This is a genomic window from Dolichospermum compactum NIES-806, from assembly GCF_002368115.1.
GTDB lineage: Bacteria > Cyanobacteriota > Cyanobacteriia > Cyanobacteriales > Nostocaceae > Dolichospermum > Dolichospermum compactum.
This window is the reverse complement of sequence record NZ_AP018316.1, coordinates 2,245,508-2,270,149: the sequence shown is the minus strand read 5'-3', so window position 1 is coordinate 2,270,149 and position 24,642 is coordinate 2,245,508. Positions and strand designations below refer to the sequence as shown.

Below are 24,642 nucleotides of genomic sequence, written 5' to 3'. Positions count from 1 at the left end.
TTTCATCTTATCCAAATAAGTTTTCTAAACCAATGAACATAACTTATTTCCTGACACATATAGGACTGAAGATAACGGAGTTTATCTAATAAAGTTTTGCCAAATTCTTGCGGTATTTCTATTAGTTGCAATATCAAATAAGCGATTAAACAGCACATTATCTGAATTCTAATTCCATTCTCATTCTTTGTCATAAGTCTGTCTAACTTGAGGTGCATTTTTAAGAATTTCCATAACAATTCAATTTGCCATCTTTGTATGTAAATTTCCATAATCTCTTGATTACTAACTTGCTCTTCTCCTTCATTTAATAAGTTTGTTGCTAAACGAAATTCACTCTTAGTTTCTATATCACAAAATGCTACTACTCTAATTTCCACTTCTCTTTCATCTTTGCCAACTTTACAATTACCATTTTCTAGCATTTCTAAAGTGACATTATTTTTAATTCTTAAGACAAAAGCTTTATTTTTTTGTTGTTTTAATTCAGATATTCTTTCGGAGGATGCAAATCCTCTATCCATTATCCCTACTCCTTTTGACGGAATTGCTTCTACTGTTTCTTGTCCATATTTATGGTCATGTCCTTGCCCAAAATGAATCACCATTCCACCAACTTCTGATGTCAAACTATCTAACCCACAAAATAGTTTTACTTGATGATATCCTTGACTCCATAATAATTTACTTGTTAATGTAATAATTGTTGAATCTATAGGAAATAATGCTTGGGTTTCTTCCTTTCCTTTTTTCTTTCTCAGTTGATTGTTTAATTCAGTTATTATCTCCAAAAATACTTGAGTATCTCTCTTTTTACTTGCCTTGGAAAAATTTGATATTTTTAAATCTATCCCTTGATTATTTAGTCTTTGAAATAAATCTCTCATACTCACTATACTTTTATCCATGACATACTGTAACCACACTGATACAAATGAAAATGTGTCCAGAACTGGATAATCTTTTTTGGGCAATGGTTTCAATATTGTTTTGACCACTTCTGGGAAATTCTTTAAGCGCATAATTTGATAATTCTTTATCTATATTTTTTTAGATTGTATCAAATTATGGTACTTTTTTTTAATCTTTTCCTAACATTCAACACTTCTGGACAATCACAACTAGGTCAATTATTAGCTTTAGCTGCAAATCATGGTATTCAACTAATCATTGAAAGTCACAGTGATCATATTCTAAATGGTATAAGAATTGCTGTTCATGATGGCAAAATTAAGCCAGAAGATGTACAATTACACTTTTTTGAAATACAAAGTCAAATGAATGAAATTAAAATTATTTCTCCTAAATTAGACAAAAAAGGACGTATTAATATAATTCCTAAAAATTTCTTTGATGAATGGAATAAAAGTTCAAGAGCATTATTAGCACCAGTGGGAGATTAAATAATGGATATTCAACTGGTATTTAATGAATTATGTCTTTTGACTTTAAAAAATGACGAATATAAAGCTAGAGAATTAATGTCTAACTTTATTCAAACTTTAAGAGAAGCATTAGAACAAGGAATACAACAACAATTACTAAGTTATAATAGTTTTCATAATATTAATCTTGCCTCTAATTATCCTATATCTAAATGGCTTAATGATCAAAATGTTGATCAAGTTGAACAGGATTTTATTTTAAGTATACAATTTTTTGAGTTTGATGAGTTTGATGAATTTTTTGATCAATCTCAGTCGAATGAAGTCTTATATGCTTGTGAAGATTATAATGAAACCCCTCAAGGATTTATTTATGCTTGTACTCATACATCAAAGGTATTATCTGTTAGTTTCAAAACCCATGAATTATGGAATAATAATGTTATATCTCTCCTGCAAATTACAAATAACGAAGATGGAGAATTACTGGAAGAAATTATAGAAGTTAAACACGCAAGTAGTAAAAATCATGTTATTGAACATGAAGAATGGATTAAAAATCGTCTTTATGATAATATTAATTCTGGTTTAGATTTATGGAATAACAGAAAAGAGATATTTCCTCATTTAGAATTTTGTGATTCCGTAGAGAAACAATTAGAAAATATTAATAATGGTTATCCTATATTCCAACAAATTATGAAAAAATTATCTGAACTTGAAGAATATTCTAAAAAATGGATATCAGGTACTTTTAATAAAGATGTTTTTGCTAGTAAAGTAACACCAGAAAGTAAATCAAGATTAGATAATTTTGAAAAAGAGTTAACTTTTGAATGTCTTGATGGAGAAAAAAGATTATTTAGTTGGCATATTCGGATGACTCCAGGTGCATGGAGACTTCATTTTCATCCTTTAAAACCAACTAAAATTATTATCGGTTATATTCGTGTTAAAATTCAGTAAATTAATAATTACCCATTACCCGTTACTTCTCCTAACCAATCAATAATTTCACTATTAACAATATCTGGAACTTCATCATGGGGACAATGTCCAGCGCCGGGAATAGGAACAACTTTAATATTTTGACCATTTTCTCGCGCTGCTTCATAGATATTCGCTCCCGTGATTGGTGTCCAAGGATCTTCTGCACCCCAAATTACTAATAACGGAAATTTCAACTTCGGTAATAATTCCTCTGGACTAGGACCGGGAGGTGCGGTGAGAATAGAAGCAAAAACTTCTTGCGCTCCTGGGTCACAAGATGGGCTATAAAGTAAATCTACAAGTTCATCTGTCACAGCAGTGCGATCGCTATATACTTGATATAAAGTCCGGCGAATTTGCGATTTTTGACGAATACGGTTAAAAACGAATTTACCTGTAACTGGGTTAGCCACTAATTTGTTAAAAGTTGCCATTACAACTCGCAAAACTGGATTTAATTCATGGGGACGGTGACTCAAACCACCAGCAGAGTTAATTAAGACCCCTCCAGCCGCAATTTCTGGATATTCTGTTAAAACAATTAAACTTAAAAGAGCGCCAATAGAATTACCAATAAATATTGCTGGTGTTTGAATATGTGCATTGCAAAAATCTTTTAATAATTCTGCCCACACATTCATGCTATAATCTATAACAGCTTTATCAGAACCACCAAATCCCAACAAATCTAATGCAAACACCTGATAACCAGCATTAGCCAAAACCGGGATATTTTTGCGCCAATGACCAATGGATGCACCAAAACCGTGAATTAGTACCAAAGGCTGTCCTGTACCCATCACAGTATATTGAATTTGGTAATCTCTCCAAATCCAAACCCGTTTTTCTAAAATTTGTAAATGCTCAGTTGTAGTTGTCATTTTTCTATCAAATTTCAATTAATAAAAATATACAGCATATTGCCAGAGTTTATCTATTATTGACGGAATTTCAAAAATTAATTGATGCGGAATTACAGCAAAAGCAATAATATTATCTTCCCTGATTTCTTCATGATAGAAGAAATCAGGGATTTATCATCTGCTTAACTAAACTTAATATATATAGGCGATCGCCTATATATAAAATAAAGTATCATCAGGATAGATACCTAATGCTCTTAAATAAACCACTAACTTCTCCTATTACCACTCACAATTTAATAGTATCGGGTTTTCATGCCCTATCAGATCCCATTAGAATCAGTGTTATAGAACTTCTGCGTCAGCGTGAACTATGTGTATGTGATTTATGTGATGCTTTAGAAATAAATCAATCAAAACTTTCTTTTCATCTCAAAACCCTCAAAGAAGCAAGTCTAGTAAATTCCCGTCAAGAAGGACGCTGGATTTATTACAGCTTGAATATTTCCCAATTTCAAGTTTTAGAAACATATCTAGCAGAATTTCGCCTCAATTCTGGACTTTTATCCCCTCGTTCCTGTGGTGAATAAGTACGAGATGAATTTGGACTATTTCCTGGGCGTAGGCCCTGCGTCCCTGCGTTCATAAAACAAATCCCTGTAACCTTGGAGGATTACAGGGATTTATTTTTTAATTTGGTGGCGGGAAGTGGATTTGAACCACTGACCTTCGGGTTATGAGCCCGACGAGCTACCAGGCTGCTCTATCCCGCGTCGCCTTCGTCGCGTTTCTCTCTACTCCTTCAATATAGCGCGAAGTCAAAAGTTTGTCAACTACAAAAGCGATAATTCTCCAATTACTTCCAAACGCTTGTATTTCCCCAGGTTCATAAATTTCTCAGAGAGGCTTTGGGCAACGCTGGGAGTAATCCAACCCATTTGTTGGAGGATGTGAATAGCTACAGCATATTTAGCGCGTTTTGAGCCATCCATGACTTTAATAGCTAATCCCATACCTTCACCAAGTCTGCCTATACACTGTACTCCTTCTGCCCCAGATTTACTAACCAGTTCACCAGGAGTGAGACGCATCAATTCTGTATCAAATTCCCCTTCACCTGCTACCATTGTGGGGTGATGGTTCATGGCGCGGACAATGCGTTCCATATCTACGCTATTGCTGGAAGATAAAACAGCATATAGTGATGCCATTTGACTGAGTTGCATGAGATATGTTGGTGCGCCGCAGTCATCATGGGCGGTGAGAAATTCTTCCGCTGGCATTCGCAGCAATTCGGCTATTTTGGTGATAATCAACTGTTGGACTGGGTGTTTACGATCCAAGTAGTTAGTTAATGGCCAATGGCGTTGCTGACAAACAGCTAACATTCCTGCATGTTTACCAGAGCAGTTATATTCTAGAGAACTACGTTTATCTTTAGGGATTGGGCAATGCAGGGAATTGATGTCAATATCTGCCCGCCACAGAATGTTAAATACCTGCCTCACCTGTTCCATGCTGCCTTTGTGGGAACTGGTGATGATTGCTAAGTCTCGATCGCTCAAACCATAACGTTCCATTGTACCTGTACTGGTGACAGCCAGAGCTTGAAATGGTTTGAGGGCAGAACGGACAAATGCGGCGGTTTCAGCGTTACCAGCAACGGAAAGTACCCGTCCCCGGTCATCACTAACTACAGCCTGGACTATATGCCGAGATTCGATAATACCTTCACGCAGCAACCGGACTTCCAGTGCTGCGGCTTGAGTGCGTTTTCCCATTGTCATGGGTTTATATCTATTTTGTGAATTGTCAGTTGTCGGTTGTCGGTTGTCGGTTGTCAGTTGTCGGTTGTTTTACCAATGACTAATGACTAATAAGTATTTACAAGAAATGCCAAACTATAGTACCAATAAGATACATTAGAGCCAAGGCTGCAAAGGTAATTTGCAAGCGTTGGAAAATGGGTTTGATTTCGTAGGTAACAATTAGGCGATCGCGGCTCATGACTTCTGGGGGTTTTGTCCAGGTTTGTCCGTCGTACCAACCAGATTCTTCATAAAATACGGTGGGACTGTAAAGGCGATCGCGCACATAGAACCAACCTAAATATAACCGTACCAATACTAGCACTACAGTTACACTAGCAGCGCCAGATCCACAAAGAAGAAAATTAAAAATCTGCTTTTGGGGAGGAAAGCTGGCTGCTGCCACAGGTCCGGCTATTAACCAAGACCAAGCCCAAATCCAAAACATTTTTTGGGTGTAGTTACCCCAACTTAGGGTACTATCTCGAAATAGCCAAGCATTTTTTAGCTCTTCGTACTCATTCAGCGGTTGTTGTTCCGTAGGAACTGGGCAATTCTCTAGAGAGGATCGCATCATATTGGTTAACCCCCAACATTATCGGAGTTTGGTATGGGAATACGTTCCGCGTGTCCCCAGAACGCTTCTAAATTATAAAACTCCCGTTCCCTTGGCATCATGATATGGACGATAACATCACCATAATCTTGGAGTACCCAAGTTCCCTCGGCTTTTCCTTCGGTTCTGAGGGGTCGTCGTTGCCAGTCAATTTCCACTTGTCCGGCAATTGCGTCAGCGATCGCTCTCACTTGTACTTTAGAGTAACCAGTCATCATCACAAAGTAATCGGACAGGTAAGAGATTTCTGCCACATCAAGCAGGACAATTTCGACAGCTTTGCGGTCTAAAGCCGCCTCAGCAATGGTTAAAGCTAAATTTTTGCTTGTGGCTTCTGTGTCAGTTTTAGGTTTGCTCACAGCGTTTTTTGTCAATGGGAAATTCCCTCTTAAAGATTCAGTCATTAAACCTCATGTATGTTTTCATGGAAGCAAATACTTATTCAACTTGCTTACAAATATCTGAACTGCAATTGTATGAATAGGTTTTCTCTAAATAGTAACATATTCTACAGTTGATTACTTTCTGAACAAGGGGAACGGGGAAGGCGGAAAAAAAGAGACAAATTAGCTGCAAAGCCATATTTTTCTGGATTGGTGCCAACACTGCCCCTTGGAAGCGGCTGAGTTTTCCTTTTCTCTGTTGCTTCCTGTTCCCTTTCATAAAAATAAGCCCAAGCCGATTGATGACTTGGGTAAATTGCATAGATAAATTTGCAAATTTAGTTTAGGAGTAGATAATTTAAACAGCCCCACTGTTTTTATTAAACAAAATGGCGATGGTTTTGAAAATTAACTTTAAATCGTAAACTAAAGTCCAATTTTGCTGATACTGTAAATCTAACCGAATCACATCTTCAAAACTCCGAACTTTAGAGCGACCGTTAACTTGCCATTCACCAGTCATGCCTGGTTTAACGTCCAAACGTTGCCATTCTGGGACTTCGTAGCGTTCTACTTCATCAGGTGTAGGTGGTCGAGTCCCGACTAAACTCATTTCCCCTTTGAGAACATTCCAAAATTGAGGTAGTTCATCGAGACTGGTACGGCGTAAAAATTTACCTACTTTAGTGATTCGGGGATCATTGTCATTTTTAAAGAAAGCACCTTCGGCTTGGTTTTTGATTTGGGATTTTCTGGCTTCGGCGTCTACACACATAGAGCGAAATTTCCAAATTGCAAACCGCTTACCCATCCAGCCACAACGGGTTTGCTGAAATAAAATCGGACCGGGATCATCAATTTGAATGGCGATCGCTATGGGAATAAATAAAATAGATGTAATTACTAATCCCACCAATGATCCCACAATATCAATGGCCCGTTTCATCCAAGATGCTACGGAGTTATGAGTTTGAGGAAGTGGATCTACTTTGCGAGCATTATTTTTTCCGGCATCTGTTAAATTATCTGTTGCTATTAATGTGAGGTTGTGAAGAGATTCAATAGGAAATACCTGATCTAATCCCGTCAGATTTAAAACTGCCATGACTTGGGGTGTAACCTGACGCAATGTGACTTTAATTCCCTTTTCTTGAGAACTTTTAAAGTTACTGACTAAAGAACCTAAACCACTACTATCCATAAAAGTAGTATTTTGAAAATCAATGAAAATTTGTCCAGGTGGTATATCCGCTTGAATTAAGTTTTGGCAAGTTTGTTTAAAATTGACAGCTTCAAGTACAGTTAACCTCACTGGAACTTGCAAGATGGCTGCGCCTTCTAAATAAGTCACTGAAAAATCTACTGATATGGGTTGGCTACTCATAAAACTCTGGACTTTAGTTGCCATATATAATCTAATTTGCTCAACGTTATTTTTCTTTAGAAAAACAATTAACCTTACCTTTAATCTGTCTGATGAATCACAAGTTGGTAGATTTTCAAAGATTAGAGAAAATATCACCAATAAAGCTTCACAATAGCAGCGATTTACAACGTTTTTACTGTTGTGAATATGTCAGTCAATATTTCCGCCAATTTATGGATCTATTTAGACTCGGTAGGTATGGATTTCAAATTTCCCCGGAGGAGGAGGAAGAAGTCGGATGCTATACAATCGAGAGCAAGGAAACCCTGCCCCTACAGGTTTTTGATTTACTGAATGTATTTTACAAAAAGTGCATACCGCTATATAACTTGTCTCTAACACTAAGTTAGAGGTATTTGTAAAAATAATTGTCTTCCAAAGTACAGTTGTTAAGAAGTGAGAATGGGAAGTTTTATTAGTTGCGAAGGTGAATGATGGGATTCCGGTATTTTTGTAATCTATGACTTTCCAAAATTATAAAATATTGCAGCGATTGAATTATTTAAAAATTTTTGATGAGCGAAATAATAAAGTTTGATAAAGTTTTAATATGGCGTGAAGGAGTCAGGAGCAAGAAAGAGGACAATAGAAGACAGAGGATGAATCTATATCCTTGTGGGGTGGGCAACACCCAACCCACTAGCTATGAAGATTTTACAGACCAGAATCCTCGTTCCTCGATTTAGTTTTAGCCTTGTTGGCGCTCCGTTTGAGAGCAGAAAGTCTGGCTTCATATCGAGAACGCTGACGTTTGCTAGGAGTGGTTTCCACCAAAGTTTTTAAGGCACTACCAAGACTTTTATAGGCGTTAGGTAAACTATAGCCAAAGCGGGTTGCTAGAGCGATCGCTTTTTCGTCCGCATCCAGCAATTCTTTAATTTGTTTACCACCATTATTTTTTTGATACAATCTCCAACCGGACACACCACAAAGTGCTAAAGCCAATACTAGCAATAATCCATCTTGTACCCATAACTCACCTACAGCACCACCCAAACCAATAGCTAGTGCTGCCATTTCCCAACCATCCTTGGGAATTGTGTCATTTTGAATGCGAGCAACTTCGTGCCAAAACAGCAAATTACGCTGATCCATTGCCAGAGCATCCCATTTTACCAAGTCAATTTGAATTTCTACTTGGTCCTTGCCAATCTCTTCGCAACGAATCAGGGATGGATTAACCTCTATTGTGCCTTCAACTGTTACCCAACTTTGCAATTCTGGGGGTAACAAGCTTTTTAACCGCCGGAGTTCACTCATTTCTGCTTTAGCAGAGGAGGTTGCATAGGATGTCATAAAAATCCAGCCTTACAAAATTTCAGTATATGATCAGGTTATCACTTTGCAGTCTAGGGATTTCAGTAGTTATCCACCTTAATCATCGGCAAAACTACCGCGCTTTTTCCGCGCTTCCATAGCTTTTTCTAGGAGTTCTAATAATCCAGGAGCTTGTTCTTGAATACTCAACAATAATCTTTCTCCTAAGTCCAGATTGCCCGGATCTGCTCCTGTTTCCATTACCTCTTGCAAACGCGGTAGGGCAATGGTATCCACAATTTGGATTAATCCGCTCAGACAACGGTTAAATTGTCTCTCGGTGAGCATGGAGTCTTCCAGAGGAAATTCGATGATAGCGCGGATTTCACCATCGGATGGATCATATTCCCATTGCAGCATTTTGGTTTCCCAGGAAATAGCCAACATCGTCTGGAGGATAGCATCTTTGTGGGGATGGTCTTTTACTTCAGCCAAAACTTGGGGTGCAAACAGCCGAAAAAATTTTCCTTCCTCGTCCAGTTGGACAACTATCAGAAAATCTTCGATGTTTTCCGCTTCAACACCTGTAATAATCCGGTCTTCTTTTTCATCAATACGGTAGTCCCAACCAAGATTATCTAGATACTTGGCTATTTGTTTGAGATTTGCTGCCATAAAAGCCTCGTAAGGAACAGTACAAGAGGCTGTCACCAAAACTATTCTAACTCGCTAGGCGCATTTACTCAATTATTGCTGTAATTTCTGCCTCAACTACATTAATACTTTTGTATTAATACAGTTGGGGTTGCCTTGGTTGCAAAACTTAACATAGTTGCTATTCCAGACTTTTTTCTAATATGTATCCGCACTTTGGTAAACTTAAAAACTGAAATAGCTAAGAAAGCGACGCTAAGACAAGTAATTTAAAGGGGATATTCGTGGAAAATACACTTGGGTTAGAGATTATAGAAGTAGTTGAGCAAGCGGCGATCGCTTCCTCGAAGTGGATGGGTAAGGGCGAAAAGAACATTGCTGACCAAGTAGCAGTGGAAGCGATGCGCGAACGGATGAACAAAATCCATATGCGTGGTCGCATCGTTATCGGTGAAGGCGAACGGGACGAAGCTCCCATGCTTTACATTGGCGAAGAAGTTGGTATTTGCACCAGACCTGATGCGGCAAATTTCTGTAATGTTAATGAGCTTGTAGAAATTGATATTGCTGTTGACCCTTGCGAAGGTACTAACCTAGTTGCTTATGGTCAAAATGGCTCAATGGCAGTTTTGGCAATTTCTGAAAAGGGCGGTTTATTTGCTGCTCCTGACTTCTACATGAAGAAACTCGCAGCACCAGCGGCCGCTAGAGGTCATGTTGATATCAATAAGTCTGCTACAGAAAACCTGAAAATTCTTTCTGAGTGCTTAAACCGGGCTGTGGAAGAGTTGGTAGTAGTAGTCATGGATCGTCCCCGTCACAAAGAACTCATTCAAGAAATCCGCACCGCTGGCGCAAGAGTTAGACTGATCAGTGATGGTGACGTTTCTGCTGCTATCTGTTGCGCTTTCTCTGGTACTAATATTCATGCTTTGATGGGTATTGGTGCTGCACCCGAAGGTGTAATTTCTGCTGCGGCTTTACGCTGCTTAGGTGGACACTTCCAAGGACAATTAATCTATGATCCAGAAGTTGTCCAAACTGGCTTGATTGGCGAAAGCAGAGAAGGTAATCTAGCCCGTTTAAATGAAATGGGTATTACTGACGGAGACAGAGTTTATAACGCTAATGAATTAGCTTCTGGTGAAACAGTGCTATTTGCTGGTTGCGGTATTACCCCCGGAACTCTCATGGATGGTGTGCGCTTCTTCCACGGTGGTGCTAGAACCCAAAGCTTGGTTATTTCTAGCCAATCTAAAACCGCTCGGTTTGTGGATACAGTTCACTTGTGGGACGAACCCAAGACTATCCAACTGCGTTAGTAATTAGTCAGTAGTCAGTGGTCATTAGTCCCTTGTTATTAGTGGTCTGTCAAAGTAAATTTGACCGAAAAATCTCAGATTTTGGATTTTAGATTTTGGATTGGGAATTTTCGGTACAGGTTACCCGCCCCTCCAGGGCGGAATTAATCAAAAATACTCGCTGCGCTGCGTACGCTTCGCTAACGCCAATCTAAAATCCTCAATCTCCACACTTGTTTGGTGGAGTTAATCCAAAATCTGTTGACAGGTTGTAAAAATCTAAAAACTTTGTGTTTTATAGTTTTTGGTCAATTTATATCCGTCAATCAGTTCTTGATAGTCTACTAACAACTGACAATTGACAACTGACAACTGACAACGAACAACTGACACCTAACCAATTATCTATTTAAGAAATGAATATTGCAGTGGTGGGGTTAAGCCATAAAACAGCCCCAGTCGAAGTTAGAGAAAAATTAAGTATTCCTGAACCTCAAATCGAAAGAGCGATCGCCCAACTTCTCAGTTATCCTCATGTTGATGAAGTTGCTATTCTCAGCACTTGTAACCGCTTAGAAATTTATATTGTTAGTCAGGAAACTACCCAGGGTATTCATGAAGTAACTCAGTTCCTCTCTGAACATAGCAAGCTGCCGATTATGTCTTTACGGCATCATCTGTTTATGTTACTCCATGTTGATGCTGTCACCCATATTTTACGGGTTGCGGGTGGGTTGGATAGTCTAGTTTTAGGTGAAGGTCAAATTCTCGCTCAAGTTAAAAATACCCACAAACTAGGACAACAATTTAATGGCATCAAAACCATTTTAAATCGCTTATTTAAACAAGCTTTAACAGCGGGTAAACGGGTTCGCACCGAAACCAGTATTGGGACTGGTGCGGTTTCTATCAGTTCGGCTGCTGTGGAATTGGCACAGATGAAAGTAGAAAATTTATCTACAAATCGTGTATCTATCCTTGGCGCTGGGAAAATGTCCCGGTTACTTGTACAACACCTGATTTCTAAAGGTGCAACTCAAATTAGTATTGTTAATCGTTCCCGCAGCAGGGCGGAAGAGTTGGCGAAGTTGTTCCCAGAACAACCTATTCAAATCCATTTGCTACCAGAAATGATGTCAGTTATTGCCGCTAGTGACATCGTATTTACTAGCACGTCTTCAACTGAACCCATTTTAGATCGGGTGAAGTTAGAAACAGTGTTAGAACCCAGTCACAAATTGATGATATTTGATATTTCTGTCCCCCGAAATGTGGATGTAGATGTCAATGATTTGGCGAATGTTAAGGCTTTTAATGTTGATGATTTGAAAGCAGTTGTCGCTCAAAATTATGAAAGCCGTCGGCAAATGGCACAGGAAGCTGAGAAAATTTTAGATGAGGAAGTTGAAGCTTTTGATATTTGGTGGCGAAGTTTAGAAACTGTATCTACTATCAGTTCTTTACGCAATAAAATAGAAACTATCCGCGAACAAGAATTAGAAAAGGCTTTATCTCGTTTGGGGTCAGAATTTGGCGAAAAGCATCAAGAGGTAATTGAGGCTTTGACAAGAGGAATAGTCAATAAGATTTTGCATGATCCGATGGTGCAATTACGCGCCCAGCAAGATGTGGAAGCTAGAAGACGATGTATGCAAACTCTGCAAATGTTATTTAATTTGGACGCTGAGGAACAGTTTAGCTGAAATTATCAAGAAACAGGGAAATGTTATGCCATTCCTGGGATTGTTCCCTGTTTTACTGGGTTGTTAATTTTAAGTTGTCCTTATTGAGCAAGCTTTTTGACGATTGAAAAAGCTACTTATCAAGTATATAAAACTTTACAAAAAAAATACTCAAATAAGGCAGTATTATCTGGTCTTGGTGATATCATCTGTGATGTAATGATCATCAAAGAAAAATGGACGAAAATCAGCGTCGTGCCTATTGGCGTGCTAACACAAACCTAATTACAAATCTTTTAATTGTTTGGGCTTTAGTCTCCGTGGTTTTTAGTATATTGCTGGTTCAACAGTTAAATGTAATTCGGTTTTTTGGTGTTCCCTTTGGTTTTTGGATGGCGCAACAAGGATCAATTTTGGTTTTTGTGGTATTAATTTTTATTTATGCTTTCCAAATGGATAAATTAGACCAGAAGTATAATAAGAAGTGAGGATAAACAATGTCGGTTGAACTTTGGACGATTATATTAGTTAGCCTTTCTTTTTTACTTTACATTTACATTGGTTGGCAATCACGAGTAGAAAATACTAAAGACTTTTTTATTGCGGGTCAGGGAATACCCGCAATTGCTAATGGTGCTGCCACTGCGGCTGATTGGATGTCTGCGGCTTCCTTTATTTCTATGGCCGGGTTGATTTCGTTTTTGGGATATGACGGTTCTATTTATTTGATGGGTTGGACTGGTGGATATGTTTTACTAGCATTATTATTAGCACCCTATTTACGGAAATTTGGTAAATATACAGTCCCTGATTTTGTAGGCGATCGCTATTATTCCAATATAGCTCGTTTGGTGGCGGTAGTTGCAGCTATTTTCATTTCTCTCACCTACGTCGCTGGACAAATGCGGGGTGTGGGAATCGTCTTCAGTCGCTTTTTACAAGTAGACGTGAATACTGGTGTCATCATTGGCATGATCATTGTTGGCTTTTTCGCGGTTTTGGGAGGAATGAAAGGCATTACCTGGACACAAGTAGCCCAGTATTGTGTATTGATTTTCGCATATTTAATTCCAGCAATTGCGATCGCCTACCAACTCACAGGTAATCCTATTCCCCAATTAGCCTTTACCGCCAGCGATATTGCTGATAAACTCAACCTCATTCAACTTGACTTAGGCTTTAAAGAATATACTCAATCTTTTGCCAACAAGTCAATGCTGGATGTTCTTTTCATCACCATTGCTTTGATGGTAGGAACTGCTGGTTTACCCCACATTATCGTCCGGTTTTACACAGTTAAAAGTGTTCGTGCCGCCCGGTTTTCTGCTGGTTGGGCATTATTATTTATCGCCATTCTCTACACCACAGCCCCTGCAATCGGGATGTTTTCTCGTTACAATCTCATTACTTCTTTGCATAATAAAACAATTGTCGAAGTCCAGCAATTAGATTGGGCAAATAAGTGGGAAAAAACCAAACTTCTGGCTTTTGAAGATAAAAATAAAGATGGACGTTTTCAGTTAACTCCGAACAAAGAAACTAACGAAATCATCATTGATAAAGATATCATTGTTCTTTCTACCCCAGAAGTTGCTAATTTACCTCCTTGGATAATTGCTTTAGTTGCGGCTGGTGGTTTAGCTGCTGCTTTATCCACTGCATCTGGATTATTATTAGTAATTTCTAGTTCTGTCGCTCACGATGTTTATTATCGCATTTTTGATTCCCAAGCTTCAGAAAAAAAACGGGTATTTGTAGGGCGAGTTGTTGTTGGTCTCGCCATTGTTCTCGCTGGATATTTTGGCGTGAATCCACCAGGATTTGTGAGTGAAGTGGTAGCTTTTGCCTTCGGTTTAGCGGCTGCAAGTTTTTTCCCGGTAATATTTCTGGGAATTTTTGATAAACGCACCAATTCTCAAGGTGCAATTGCCGGAATGTTAACAGGTTTGATATTTACAGTTATTTACATTGTCGGCGTAAAATTTGTCGGTATGACACCTTGGTTTTTTGGCGTTTCTGCTGAAGGAATTGGCACTTTAGGGATGATTATTAACTTTATTGTCACCCTCACAGTTTCTCGACTTACACCACCACCACCCGCAGAAATTCAGGCTTTGGTAGAGGATTTACGCACCCCAATTATTGAAGAATAGATGACACAATTACTTACCCAATTCCTCAATATTCTTCATGGCTTGTTGATATAAGTCCTTATTTCCTTGTTTGTCGAAAATAGCTGCCGCCCGTTGTAAATCTTTTAATGCACCCCGTTTATCGCCAATTGCAGCATAGGCGTTACCCCGATTATTATAAGCAGCACCGAAATTAGGATTAATGCGAACAGCTTCATTATAATCGGATATTGCTTTTTGCTGTTCTCCCCTTGCAGCATAAGCATTACCCCGATTATTATAGGCTACAGCATATTCTTGATCAATCCGAATCGCTTGAGTATAGTCCTCTAACGCCCCGTTCTTATCACCTTGGTTAGCACGGGCATTACCTCGATTATTGTAAACCTCAGCTGATTTTGGGGCAATGCTAATTGCCTGATTATAATCCGCAAGTGCTCTTCTATAATCTCCGATAGAAGCAAAAGTATTAGCACGGTTATTATATGCTTCCACATCCTGGGGATTGAGACGCAATGCCTGATTATAATCCGCGATCGCTCCCTCTTTATTACCAGTATCAAAATAAACTAATCCCCGACCTTTAAATGCTGGTGCATACTCAGGATTAAGACTAATAGATTTACTATAGGCAGCAATAGCCGCTTCGGAATTACCTTTCAGATGTTGAGTTTGTCCCTGAACATAAAATTCCCCGGCTTTAGATGTTCTCCCTATCTGTGGATTGGGGGTACTTGCCCCCCTTTCTGTCACCAAAACATCTTGATTATTACTGCAAGAAACGCAAATAATACCACTGAAAATTGTAAACATTGCTATAGTGAACGCCCTGTTTACTCCTTGCTTTTTTTGTGCCAATAACTGCCATTTCATAATTTACCAAAAATTGCCATCTTACTGGGAGTAAATCATTCACTAAATTACTTACTTCTGCAATATGTCTGCTTTTTGATTAATATTCAATTCAAATTATAAAATTCCCTGAAGTTATTGAGAATTAATGAATAAATTTATCCAGCCAATCACCGCATATTAGTAAAGATTAAAAATAAAATCCTAGATATCTACATTTATATTATTACTATACTCCCGCTAATAATTATGTTAATTTTGTGATCACTTTCAGAAAAATTTTCATATCAGTATTCTGAGATAGGATGAAAATTAGTTCCCAGAATTTTTCAGTATTTGCTTTTAATCTTCCTCATCATCGTAATTTTTTGGAGTGATTTTCCAATAAGTATTTGTATCAACATTTACAGACAATTTTTTAATATTTACTCCCAAATTTTTGCGAATATCTTCAGTTAAAGTAATGCTAAAATCTAAATCAACACCTTGATTTTCTACTAAATTTACCAATTCCTGAAACTGAGTTTTAAAAGTTTTTCGCTCATAACTTGTTAGTTTACAATGCGATGTTTCGGCAATATTTTGGACTAACATCGCTTTTTTTACCCGTTCTTGTAAATGCTCAAATTCTGACTTCAGTATTTTTTGTTGCTGTTCAATTTCTCTATATCTAGCAGTCAATAAACTTAAATCTTCCTTAATTGGATCTACCTGAAAATTAGCCTCTAATTCTAATAATCGTAAATATACTTGAGCCAAATAAATACAATCAAGATAAGCATATTCTAGTTGTGCTTCAGTTAATGGTCTTTTTCCCCAATCACTCCTTTGTTCTTGTTTATCAATATCATGAAAATTACAAAGTTCAGTGGCTAGAGTTTTTAGTTGATAATTAGGTAACGGTAGTAAATAAACAGGAATTTTCTTAGCCATTGCCAAAGTACAAGTAATATTTTTAGCTCTTTTACCTCCCAAATATTGCACATCATAACCAGCATTATGAAAAACTTTTTCAATAGCATCATTAGTCATAATCCTTTCCACAAAATCAGCAATTACATCTGATTTATCGAGAACATCCAACAAATAAACACTATTACCAGTCATATCTTCTGGATTATCCAACACCTGAATTAGTGATAATCTCGGATTACGAGTTTTATAATCAGCAACTTCTGTATCTATCCACAGAGTTTTAGCTTTGCCATGTTCAGTAATTAGGGAACGAATTTCCCCCGCAGTGGTAAGATAAGGCATGGGTAGATGTCGGAAAATGCGACTTAGTTATAGTTTTCCAACGTAACATTTTATGACTAATTGTGCTGACAAGTGCTACCCCATCATGATAATTATTGCCAAAATAGCTCTTTTAATGCCATATTGATCTTGTGGAGGAAATTTACCATAAAAAAGCCCAGGTATTCATTCCTGAGCTTTTGTTAAACCTAATTATCCTCAAGGCGGATATTTATCCACCTTAAATCTATGGATATTAGTAACGGTTACGGTTTCCACCGCCGAAGTTTCCACCACCACGGTTTCCACCACCAAAAGAACTACGTTCTTCTCTTGGTTTAGCTTTGTTCACTTTTAAGTCACGTCCCATCCATTCAGCACCATCAAGGGCTTCAATGGCTTTGTTTTCTTCTGCTTCTGATTCCATTTCCACGAAACCGAAACCGCGAACTTTACCAGTTTCTCGGTCGGTAGGTAGCTGAACACGCTTTACAGTGCCATACTCCTTAAAAATTTCGCTTAAGCCGTCTTGGGTAACTTCATAAGAGAGGTTGCCTACATAAATCGACATAGATTTTCTCCAAAATCATAAGAGTGTAGAGATTTAGATTTCGGAGAAAAGTCTGTAAATACCAAAGGGAAAAAGCCTATCAATACTAAAAACAAACGAAGTCCACCGAATTACTTCTCGACTTCCATTATTGCACAATAAATGATATATCAACGGGTAAATTCTAAAAAATTGATAAAATATTTTTTTATACCTCAATTAGCGAATTGCCTGCAGCAGTGCTAGTTCCCTCCGGGACGCTCCGCGTAGCAATATCCCGTAGGGTACGCTGTAGTTGGTTCTCTCGTTATACTGAATTTAACTATTTTTAGCTATCAATTCCGGGTTTTTCCGCCTATTTGCTCATAAAATTGTCAATAATGAATCTAAAGGCTCAATTTTAGGTTTTTTGTTCATGTTGCACTTTAAACATTCCTCAATTATTAACGCACCAGTTGAAGCAGTTTGGAAATTCCACGAAAGACCAGACATACTGCAAATACTCACTCCACCTTGGCAACCTGTACAAATCGTTAGACGTGAAGGTGGACTAGCCGCCGGGGCAATTACAGAATTTCGGCTTTTTCTAGGTATTTTACCTTTAACTTGGTTAGCACGGCACACAGACTATGAAAAATATCATCAGTTTACCGATGAACAGATATCTGGACTTTTTGAGTCTTGGGTACATCGTCATGAATTTACAGAAGAAAATGGCAAAACTAAATTAACCGATAATATTACTTATGCCATGCCCGGCGGTGATGGCATAGAATTTATGAGTGGTTGGTTAGTACAAGCACAACTAGAAGCCATGTTTCGCTATCGGCATTATGTGACTAAACGCGAATGTGAAAAATGAACACAAAAAAACGCCCCCCGTAATTGGAGAGCGTTTTTTATTTAACTAAACTTATTAACCGTTGATTGCAGGAGCGCTTAAAGCAACAGGAGCAACATCAGCAGCAGCCAAGTCTAGGGGGAAGTTGTGAGCGTTACGCTCGTGCATTACTTCCATACCTAAGTTAGCGCGGTTGATTACATCAGCCCAAGTAGCGACTACGCGACCTTGAGAATCCATGATGGATTGGTTGAAGTTGAAACCGTTCAAGTTGAACGCCATGGTGCTGATACCCAAAGCTGTGAACCAGATACCAATTACAGGCCATGCAGCTAGTAAGAAGTGTAGTTGACGGCTGTTGTTGAAGGAAGCGTATTGGAAAATCAAGCGACCGAAGTAACCGTGAGCAGCAACGATGTTATAGGTTTCTTCTTCTTGACCGAATTTGTAACCGTAGTTTTGTGATTCGTTTTCGGTTGTTTCCTTAACTAAGGAAGAAGTAACCAAAGAACCGTGCATTGCGGAGAACAAAGAACCACCGAATACACCAGCTACACCTAACATATGGAAGGGGTGCATCAAGATGTTGTGTTCAGCTTGGAACACGATCATGAAGTTGAATGTTCCAGAGATACCTAAAGGCATACCGTCAGAGAATGAACCTTGACCGATTGGGTAGATCAAGAATACTGCGGTTGCTGCTGCTACAGGAGCAGAGAATGCTAGGCAAATCCAAGGACGCATACCTAAGCGGTAAGAAAGTTCCCATTCACGACCGAGGTAGCAGAATACGCCGATCAGGAAGTGGAATACTACCAATTGGTAAGGACCGCCGTTGTATAACCACTCGTCTAAGGAAGCAGCTTCCCAAATTGGGTAGAAGTGTAGACCGATGGCGTTAGAGGAAGGAACTACTGCACCGGAAATAATGTTGTTTCCGTAGAGTAATGAACCTGCAACTGGTTCGCGGATACCGTCAATGTCTACAGGAGGAGCAGCGATGAATGCAATTACGAAGCAAGCGATCGCAGATAGGAGGGTAGGGATCATTAGTACACCGAACCAACCGATATATAAACGGTTGTCTGTGCTGGTGATCCAACCGCAGAAGCGATCCCACACATTAGCACTTTCGCGCTGTTGTAAGGTAGTTGTCATTTTATGATTGCTTTATTTTCTTATGATGTTGGTAGGTTGTTTTGCCTACCTGAATACAACATTAGAGGATAAGTTTAAATTTGTAAAGATAATTAAAATTAGTATTAGTTATATCAGTTATATGTTTTCCTAATGTAATGAGATTTACAGGAATTGCAGCAGAAAATTCACCTCTAAAAATCAAAGTATATATAAGGTAAACTCCCCTCAGGAGCTAGTAACCAAACTGCATAAAAACATAGGGGAACAAAAACAATTTTAATTGGCCAGCTAAATTCTAGTTTCATGCCTCGCTTAAGAACATAAGTTGTAAACATTAGTAAAGCTATGACTACCAACAAATAAGAGAGTTGGTACTGACTTATGTTTAAGGCTTCTACATAGATTTTTTCTGAAAATTGTTGATCACCGGCATGACCCCAAAGGTTTTTGATCACTAAAGCGGAATCTTGGGGGTTGGGGAGACGAAACCAAATCCAAGATGTGAAAACCATGATTTGTGTTAAAAGCCAAGCAAAAATAACTCCTAGCGGATTTTGCCAAAATGAATTAAGAATTGTCAAGCGATCGCTGAGTACAACTGTGAGACGATGAACTACTAAAGCGATACCATGCAATAGACCCCAAATAATAAAACCCCAAGCTGAACCGTGCCAAATACCAGCTACTAACATAACTATCAATAAGTTTCCGCAGGTACGCATTAATCCGCGTCGAGAACCACCTAAAGGAAAGTAAAGATAATTACGTAGCCAATCACCTAATGTAATGTGCCAGCGTCGCCAAAAATCAGCAATACTTGTACTGAAGTAAGGAAAATCAAAGTTTTCCGGCAAAACCAACCCAAATAGTAAAGCACTACCACGAGCAATATCAACATAACCATTGAAATCTAAATATAACTGTAAGCCATAAGCAAAGGTAGCTAACCATAAATCTGTGCTACCTGCCCTTTGTAAGTTACCAAAACATAAATCTACAAATATACCCAAATTATCAGCGAGGATACCTTTTTTAACTGCACCTCTAGCAATTAACCACATTCCTTCAGCAACTCTATCAATGCTGGGAAATCTGAGGGTATCAAATTGAATCGCTAAATTATGGTAACGAGTAATGGGTCCAGAAATTAGTTTAGCAAAAAATAATTTATATGTGGCAAATTGGATAAATTTAGTAGCAGCCTGAGCGCCACGATAAATATCTATTAAATAAGCAATACATTCAAAGGTAAAGAAAGAAATCCCTAGAGGTGCAACTAACTTAATCAATGATTCTGGTGAACTTGTTGGCTGATTAAAAACTAAATTTAGAAAATGATTTATGTATTTAAAGCCTAAAAGAATAAAAACATTAAAACCTATGCCAATCCACAATAATTTAAGACGGCGTTGATTCCAGTCAGCTTGAGAAAATTGCCATTCCTCATTAGATAAATTCCAGTTTTGAGAATGTTTTCCTTGTGAAGTATTACTGCCAATTTCTAAACCTAGATAGAAGTTGATAAAAATTAGTGTTAAAAGTAATGGTAAATATTGAATATTCAAAGATGCGTAAAATAGAAGGCTGGCTATTAACAATATCCATAATCTTATATTTGCTAAATTAACAGTCCAGTAGATGCCTAAAACACTCAATAAAAAAAGCCCATAAAAAATTGATATAAATTTCATTGTTTATTAATTGATAATTTTGAATTTGTGACGAAGTTAGGAGTTAGGATAAAGAATATTTGCTCATCTATTCTCTATTCCCTATTCCTTATTTAATCATTTTGTTGGCCAGCTAATCATTGGATCTATAGCTAGTTTCTTGGATACTTCATAAGCACCATAACGATTGAGATGACTGGGATCTGAAAAGTAATCATTTGCTTTTGGCCATAGCTGACTTAAATCACGATAGATAAATTGAGGATAATTGGTAAAGGTTAATAAATACTCTTGAAATTGTTGCTCATATTTGGTGCGTACAGGATCTAAATAATCTGAAGTCAGAGGCATATTCACAAAGACGAGAGAGATATTATTATTTTTGGTAAACTCTAACATGGAATGGAATGCCTGATCTTGTTTACCTGCTAATTGAAAAGATTTATAATCATTATCATAATCTCCAGAAACTTTAGGATGTTGTTGATAGTATGTGGTGGGATTATAGCGAATAGATAAAGGTAAGAATCCATCAAAATCAACTCCTCGGAGAGAAGAATTATTGTCTATTTCTGAATCATGGGTGATATAAACTTTTGATTTAACTGGGGAATTTTGATAGCTAAAAGGTAGATATTGAAGTTGTTTTTGGAGAAGAATTTTAATTTGATCACGGTTTTTATAACTAGCAGATAAATTAGCTACAGACTGATTTAACCAATCGTCAGTGGTTTGATAGATATTAGTATCTTCTACTTCTATCTTGGGTTTATTACTAATTTTTTCTGTTGGATCTTCTGGATTTTTATTACCTTCATTAGCTTTAAATTTTCTTTGAGATTTTTGTAATATTTTTTTGTATCCTGGTGAGGTTTCAATGGCATTGAAAGTAATATCTTCTCTCCCATTATTAAAGGCACGAGAACCATCTGCCCATAAAATTACTTTTGGTAGTTCTTGGGGTTGTAAAACCCGACGGATGATTACATCAACGACTTGTGCTGTTGCTCCATTAATGCCAAAGTTAAATATATCAATGTTGCTATGGTTTTGGGATGCTAAAGCTTTAGAAAGGGCTACAGGATCAACTCCTCTTAGTGCGCGAGAAGAACCAATAATTAAGACATCTGGGGGACGTTTTTTTGTGGCTAACCGCTGCTTATATAGAGCTAATTGTTCATCTAATTGCCTAGCATTAAAACTGGGCATTTGTGATCTGGCTGCTAATAAAATAGCTGTAGAAGTGGCTTTTTCTTTTAATGGTCCGGCTGGTAAATTTTCCGATTGAGAATCGTTATCATTAATGAATCCAGAAGCATTAAAAGCGGATGGATTATTATTAAGTGATTCTGTTGTCCCCGGTTGATTTGAAAATGATGTTTTCTGATTATTTGGTGATAGTGAAGATGCTTGTGCTTGTGAGGATAGTGGTGAAACAATATTATTACTAGCTTTTGGTGAATTTTTAACAGTATGTGCGACGACGTAGCCTAACATAAAATCACTTTGTAAGGCGAGAAGTAATCCTAATGCTAACCAAATCATCCCGCTGCCAATTCCTTGATTATCGGGATTTTCATCTGTTTTTTGATTATATGGTGTAAATAATTGACTGTTTAAAAGTAAATTTCTGATTGATTGATTGGTATTTAGCACCCAATTCTTTGATGCTTCTTTGAGAAAACTTTTTACTTTTTTATTGGTTAAATCGGGACGCAAAATTTCTTCACTGTTTTCATCTATCATTAGGGAATTTACATATTCTGATGTAGCGGCAAATTCTGGTGTTGCTTCGGGAACTAATCGAGAACGTTCTTCTAGATCAGCCCCATGATGCCATACGGGTTCTTTGTCACCAGCACGACGACCATAAACATGGACACCAGTAATACCAGAAATTTTCAGTTGGCGGATAAATTGAGTCACTTTACTAGAAACTTGATGACGTGTAGGACAAACGGGAGCATCACACATTATGTGTAATAAGTCTTCTTTGCGAACTAGTAGTACCCGGATACCACCGGTTTTCAATCGCCAATCTAGGTTGGGATTGAGTAGTCGCTCTAGTAAAAAAATGATTGCTGGTTGATCGCCTGCACGGGCAAGCTCCAAGGCAGATGTAAGTAGGAAGGGATGCTCAGATGCTGGTAAAGATACCCAATCTATCCAAGTTGGTTGTTTGTCTGTGGTTTTTTGTCCGTATATGGCGGCTGAGATGATGGATTGAGGAGCAATATTTTCGAGAATGGGGACAATGGCTTGTAGGGCAGTTGTTTTATCGGGTGCGGGTGCGGTTTCTAGGGGATCAAAAGCTGGGGTGCAGAAGATGTGTAAGGTAGATTCTTTGAGGGAAGTTTGCAGTGCTATTTTGAGGCTTAATAATTCCTCAGTTAATATTCTAGCGATCGCTTGCACATCTCCCCACCGCGCCCATTCTTTTAACATCACCTCTGGCGGTGTCAAATCTACTCTTACCCGCCAATCTGGCTCAGTTTCCCCTCGAACCTGGGCAACAATAATGGCATCCTGATAACCAACAAGCTGCAAATGTCTGAGCTTTTGGGCTACCGTTTCTGCCAATAATGATGGATCAGGGCTATAGCTAGACTGACAAAATACCCAAAGACGATTAGCGACAATCTGAGAGTTATTTTTCACCGGAAAGGGGTTAATTTTTACCTGTATTGCTATACCTAAATGGCTGAGATGTTCGCTCAAATAGCGAGCAATAGCATCCCCATCCCCTTGACGTGCCAAACTTTCATTAGAGATAATCAGTGAGCCACCGGGGCTTATAGGCGTTTCTGTCTGTGCCAATAGTGCCTGTTCTACCTGTTCCAAATGTCGCTCCAGTTGATTCAAGTACACCCGATGACACCATTCAGGACGGTGTTCCCCTTTTTTTCGACCATAAATTAATACTTGGTATATTGACGGTTGTTCGTCATTGGTGAGGGTATCTACATCTGTTTGCTGTAGTGCTTGCAGTAACTCCGACAAGGTTTGCCAACGTTGTGGACATTCAGCGTTTTCACAGAGAATATGTAGGTCATTACCTAGCAATCGGACTTTTACTCCGAAAGTATTTATACCTGTTGCTTGGCTTACCCATTGCACTAAGGAATTTTGACGATCATCAAGTAATACTGTTTTCATGGGCGGTGGAATTTAACAGCAAGGTTGTATGGGGGAATTTTGGCTGTACTTGTCAACTAGAATCATAGAGTTATCACATTTTGCCATTTTTTTTAAATAATTTTGTTACCTTCGCAGCTTGCAAAATTGATCAAGATGGTGGTATGGAAGAATTCACCGAGTCAGTAGTAGGAACAAATGGTCTAGTCCCAGTCAGAAGTCAGTACCCTCCGTAAGTCCTAACATAAAAGATGTCTAATATTGGGCAGTATTATCAGACACAAGAATACTTTTAACCTTTTTCGATGTTTCCTGCTACATCTTTCTGTTGTTAACATTGATGTAATATATCGTAGGCATAGCTCTGACATTATTGCACTTTGATAAATTCTCGCTCCTGAACTGACAATTGACTTTTTTGCCTATTTTACTTGTTTACTAATTACTAAGAATTACAATGCCATCCCTAAACCAACAGTTATTTTCCCAATCTGGATTAAATTTGATTGCATTCACAATTTCTCCGTCTTGTATTTTACAAATTGGTACAGTGTCTATGCTGATGTTAGTTATAGCTCAGAAAGCTACAAGCGAGGCATTAATCAGCCTGGGTGAAGCAAGTGAAGAATTATTACGAGGCGATCGCTTACCGGTCCTCCCTTTTCCGGATGATCACAAGTTAGACAAGGATTAGAAATCACTACATAGGATTAAAGCGTAT

At 38.1% G+C, this 24,642-nt stretch carries 23 protein-coding genes and 1 tRNA gene; 9 read left to right on the top strand and 15 right to left on the bottom strand.

The genetic code is table 11. The features are described from left to right. Window positions 1-2 precede the first annotated feature (2 nt). Window positions 3-1,022, bottom strand: coding sequence for a transposase (locus CA730_RS10860; protein WP_053537527.1), 1,020 nt, complete (start codon window positions 1,020-1,022; stop codon window positions 3-5). Between the two features lie 45 nt (window positions 1,023-1,067). Between CA730_RS10860 and CA730_RS10855 the strand changes: the two genes are divergently transcribed. Both CA730_RS10855 and CA730_RS10850 read left to right on the top strand, forming a co-directional pair. Continuing rightward, window positions 1,068-1,403 (top strand): DUF3696 domain-containing protein, encoded by a 336-nt coding sequence (locus CA730_RS10855; RefSeq protein WP_096667183.1) that lies wholly within the window; start codon window positions 1,068-1,070, stop codon window positions 1,401-1,403. Window positions 1,404-1,406: 3 nt separating this feature from the next. After that, window positions 1,407-2,351, top strand: a complete 945-nt coding sequence (locus CA730_RS10850; RefSeq protein WP_096667181.1) for a hypothetical protein — start codon at window positions 1,407-1,409, stop codon at window positions 2,349-2,351. 8 nt (window positions 2,352-2,359) lie between these two features. On the opposite strand, the gene CA730_RS10845 is transcribed toward CA730_RS10850, so the two are convergent. Continuing rightward, window positions 2,360-3,256: an alpha/beta fold hydrolase gene (locus tag CA730_RS10845; protein ID WP_096667179.1), complete on the bottom strand. Its 897-nt coding sequence runs from the start codon at window positions 3,254-3,256 to the stop codon at window positions 2,360-2,362. A 233-nt stretch (window positions 3,257-3,489) separates the two neighbouring features. On the opposite strand from CA730_RS10845, the gene CA730_RS10840 reads away from it, so the two are divergent. Then, complete coding sequence (locus CA730_RS10840; RefSeq protein WP_096667177.1) at window positions 3,490-3,828, top strand: ArsR/SmtB family transcription factor; 339 nt, start codon at window positions 3,490-3,492, stop codon at window positions 3,826-3,828. Between the two features lie 106 nt (window positions 3,829-3,934). Here the strand turns inward: CA730_RS10840 and CA730_RS10835 are convergent. The 7 genes from CA730_RS10835 to CA730_RS10800 form a co-directional block, all read right to left on the bottom strand. After that, window positions 3,935-4,011, bottom strand: a tRNA-Met gene (locus CA730_RS10835). Between the two features lie 60 nt (window positions 4,012-4,071). Next, on the bottom strand, window positions 4,072-5,025 hold the full coding sequence (locus CA730_RS10830; RefSeq protein WP_096667175.1) for an asparaginase: 954 nt from the start codon (window positions 5,023-5,025) through the stop codon (window positions 4,072-4,074). A gap of 97 nt (window positions 5,026-5,122) precedes the next feature. After that, on the bottom strand, window positions 5,123-5,623 hold the full coding sequence (locus CA730_RS10825) for a CGLD27 family protein (RefSeq protein ID WP_096667173.1): 501 nt from the start codon (window positions 5,621-5,623) through the stop codon (window positions 5,123-5,125). 5 nt (window positions 5,624-5,628) lie between these two features. After that, window positions 5,629-6,066 carry a ribosome silencing factor gene (gene rsfS, locus CA730_RS10820; RefSeq protein WP_039200636.1) on the bottom strand — a complete coding sequence of 146 codons (438 nt, stop codon included), beginning with the start codon at window positions 6,064-6,066 and terminating at the stop codon, window positions 5,629-5,631. 337 nt (window positions 6,067-6,403) lie between these two features. After that, the gene (locus CA730_RS10810) at window positions 6,404-7,453 is read right to left on the bottom strand and encodes a sugar transferase (protein ID WP_096667168.1); all 1,050 of its coding nucleotides are present in this window, start codon (window positions 7,451-7,453) and stop codon (window positions 6,404-6,406) included. A 672-nt stretch (window positions 7,454-8,125) separates the two neighbouring features. Further along, entirely contained in the window at window positions 8,126-8,767 is a 642-nt protein-coding gene (locus tag CA730_RS10805; protein WP_096667166.1) for a DUF3318 domain-containing protein, read from the bottom strand. 78 nt (window positions 8,768-8,845) lie between these two features. Further along, window positions 8,846-9,403, bottom strand: a complete 558-nt coding sequence (locus CA730_RS10800; RefSeq protein ID WP_096667164.1) for a hypothetical protein — start codon at window positions 9,401-9,403, stop codon at window positions 8,846-8,848. A gap of 263 nt (window positions 9,404-9,666) precedes the next feature. Between CA730_RS10800 and glpX the strand changes: the two genes are divergently transcribed. The 4 genes from glpX (at window position 9,667) to CA730_RS10780 (ending at window position 14,518) form a co-directional block, all read left to right on the top strand. Then, window positions 9,667-10,704 (top strand): class II fructose-bisphosphatase, encoded by a 1,038-nt coding sequence (glpX, locus tag CA730_RS10795; RefSeq protein ID WP_096667162.1) that lies wholly within the window; start codon window positions 9,667-9,669, stop codon window positions 10,702-10,704. Between the two features lie 395 nt (window positions 10,705-11,099). Continuing rightward, the gene (locus CA730_RS10790; RefSeq protein WP_096667160.1) at window positions 11,100-12,386 is read left to right on the top strand and encodes a glutamyl-tRNA reductase; all 1,287 of its coding nucleotides are present in this window, start codon (window positions 11,100-11,102) and stop codon (window positions 12,384-12,386) included. Between the two features lie 215 nt (window positions 12,387-12,601). Continuing rightward, window positions 12,602-12,853 carry a DUF4212 domain-containing protein gene (locus tag CA730_RS10785; RefSeq protein ID WP_096667158.1) on the top strand — a complete coding sequence of 84 codons (252 nt, stop codon included), beginning with the start codon at window positions 12,602-12,604 and terminating at the stop codon, window positions 12,851-12,853. 9 nt (window positions 12,854-12,862) lie between these two features. After that, window positions 12,863-14,518, top strand: a complete 1,656-nt coding sequence (locus CA730_RS10780) for a sodium:solute symporter family protein (RefSeq protein ID WP_096667156.1) — start codon at window positions 12,863-12,865, stop codon at window positions 14,516-14,518. Between the two features lie 9 nt (window positions 14,519-14,527). On the opposite strand, the gene CA730_RS10775 is transcribed toward CA730_RS10780, so the two are convergent. From CA730_RS10775 to CA730_RS10765, 3 genes are all read right to left on the bottom strand, one after another. Next, complete coding sequence (locus tag CA730_RS10775; protein ID WP_096667154.1) at window positions 14,528-15,370, bottom strand: tetratricopeptide repeat protein; 843 nt, start codon at window positions 15,368-15,370, stop codon at window positions 14,528-14,530. 321 nt (window positions 15,371-15,691) lie between these two features. Next, entirely contained in the window at window positions 15,692-16,606 is a 915-nt protein-coding gene (locus tag CA730_RS10770) for a ribonuclease D (RefSeq protein WP_096667152.1), read from the bottom strand. Window positions 16,607-16,841: 235 nt separating this feature from the next. Beyond that, entirely contained in the window at window positions 16,842-17,156 is a 315-nt protein-coding gene (locus CA730_RS10765) for an RNA recognition motif domain-containing protein (RefSeq protein WP_096667150.1), read from the bottom strand. A gap of 394 nt (window positions 17,157-17,550) precedes the next feature. Here CA730_RS10765 and CA730_RS10760 point away from each other — a divergent pair, with 394 nt between their 5' ends. Continuing rightward, a complete protein-coding gene (locus CA730_RS10760; RefSeq protein ID WP_096667148.1) occupies window positions 17,551-17,997 on the top strand; it encodes an SRPBCC family protein in 447 nt (148 codons plus the stop codon). Window positions 17,998-18,051: 54 nt separating this feature from the next. On the opposite strand, the gene psbA is transcribed toward CA730_RS10760, so the two are convergent. The 3 genes from psbA to CA730_RS10745 all read right to left on the bottom strand — a co-directional run bounded on the left by psbA (window position 18,052) and on the right by CA730_RS10745 (window position 23,942). Beyond that, window positions 18,052-19,134, bottom strand: coding sequence for a photosystem II q(b) protein (psbA, locus tag CA730_RS10755; protein ID WP_096667146.1), 1,083 nt, complete (start codon window positions 19,132-19,134; stop codon window positions 18,052-18,054). A gap of 173 nt (window positions 19,135-19,307) precedes the next feature. After that, on the bottom strand, window positions 19,308-20,807 hold the full coding sequence (locus CA730_RS10750; RefSeq protein ID WP_096667144.1) for an MBOAT family O-acyltransferase: 1,500 nt from the start codon (window positions 20,805-20,807) through the stop codon (window positions 19,308-19,310). 96 nt (window positions 20,808-20,903) lie between these two features. Further along, complete coding sequence (locus CA730_RS10745; protein ID WP_096667142.1) at window positions 20,904-23,942, bottom strand: DUF1574 family protein; 3,039 nt, start codon at window positions 23,940-23,942, stop codon at window positions 20,904-20,906. Between the two features lie 436 nt (window positions 23,943-24,378). On the opposite strand from CA730_RS10745, the gene CA730_RS10740 reads away from it, so the two are divergent. Beyond that, window positions 24,379-24,615: a hypothetical protein gene (locus tag CA730_RS10740; RefSeq protein WP_096667139.1), complete on the top strand. Its 237-nt coding sequence runs from the start codon at window positions 24,379-24,381 to the stop codon at window positions 24,613-24,615. Window positions 24,616-24,642 lie beyond the last annotated feature (27 nt).

Coding starts and splice junctions, on each gene's coding strand:
- psbA (WP_096667146.1), bottom strand. CDS start 19,134: ATGACAACTACCTTACAACAGCGCGAAAGTGCTAATGTGTGGGATCGC.
- CA730_RS10810 (WP_096667168.1), bottom strand. CDS start 7,453: ATGGCAACTAAAGTCCAGAGTTTTATGAGTAGCCAACCCATATCAGTA.
- CA730_RS10790 (WP_096667160.1), top strand. CDS start 11,100: ATGAATATTGCAGTGGTGGGGTTAAGCCATAAAACAGCCCCAGTCGAA.
- CA730_RS10770 (WP_096667152.1), bottom strand. CDS start 16,606: ATGCCTTATCTTACCACTGCGGGGGAAATTCGTTCCCTAATTACTGAA.
- CA730_RS10860 (WP_053537527.1), bottom strand. CDS start 1,022: ATGCGCTTAAAGAATTTCCCAGAAGTGGTCAAAACAATATTGAAACCA.
- CA730_RS10760 (WP_096667148.1), top strand. CDS start 17,551: ATGTTGCACTTTAAACATTCCTCAATTATTAACGCACCAGTTGAAGCA.
- CA730_RS10840 (WP_096667177.1), top strand. CDS start 3,490: ATGCTCTTAAATAAACCACTAACTTCTCCTATTACCACTCACAATTTA.
- CA730_RS10830 (WP_096667175.1), bottom strand. CDS start 5,025: ATGACAATGGGAAAACGCACTCAAGCCGCAGCACTGGAAGTCCGGTTG.
- CA730_RS10845 (WP_096667179.1), bottom strand. CDS start 3,256: ATGACAACTACAACTGAGCATTTACAAATTTTAGAAAAACGGGTTTGG.
- CA730_RS10745 (WP_096667142.1), bottom strand. CDS start 23,942: ATGAAAACAGTATTACTTGATGATCGTCAAAATTCCTTAGTGCAATGG.
- rsfS (WP_039200636.1), bottom strand. CDS start 6,066: ATGACTGAATCTTTAAGAGGGAATTTCCCATTGACAAAAAACGCTGTG.
- CA730_RS10800 (WP_096667164.1), bottom strand. CDS start 9,403: ATGGCAGCAAATCTCAAACAAATAGCCAAGTATCTAGATAATCTTGGT.
- CA730_RS10825 (WP_096667173.1), bottom strand. CDS start 5,623: ATGATGCGATCCTCTCTAGAGAATTGCCCAGTTCCTACGGAACAACAA.
- CA730_RS10765 (WP_096667150.1), bottom strand. CDS start 17,156: ATGTCGATTTATGTAGGCAACCTCTCTTATGAAGTTACCCAAGACGGC.
- CA730_RS10805 (WP_096667166.1), bottom strand. CDS start 8,767: ATGACATCCTATGCAACCTCCTCTGCTAAAGCAGAAATGAGTGAACTC.
- CA730_RS10740 (WP_096667139.1), top strand. CDS start 24,379: ATGCCATCCCTAAACCAACAGTTATTTTCCCAATCTGGATTAAATTTG.
- CA730_RS10750 (WP_096667144.1), bottom strand. CDS start 20,807: ATGAAATTTATATCAATTTTTTATGGGCTTTTTTTATTGAGTGTTTTA.
- CA730_RS10855 (WP_096667183.1), top strand. CDS start 1,068: ATGGTACTTTTTTTTAATCTTTTCCTAACATTCAACACTTCTGGACAA.
- CA730_RS10850 (WP_096667181.1), top strand. CDS start 1,407: ATGGATATTCAACTGGTATTTAATGAATTATGTCTTTTGACTTTAAAA.
- CA730_RS10785 (WP_096667158.1), top strand. CDS start 12,602: ATGGACGAAAATCAGCGTCGTGCCTATTGGCGTGCTAACACAAACCTA.
- CA730_RS10775 (WP_096667154.1), bottom strand. CDS start 15,370: ATGAAATGGCAGTTATTGGCACAAAAAAAGCAAGGAGTAAACAGGGCG.
- CA730_RS10780 (WP_096667156.1), top strand. CDS start 12,863: ATGTCGGTTGAACTTTGGACGATTATATTAGTTAGCCTTTCTTTTTTA.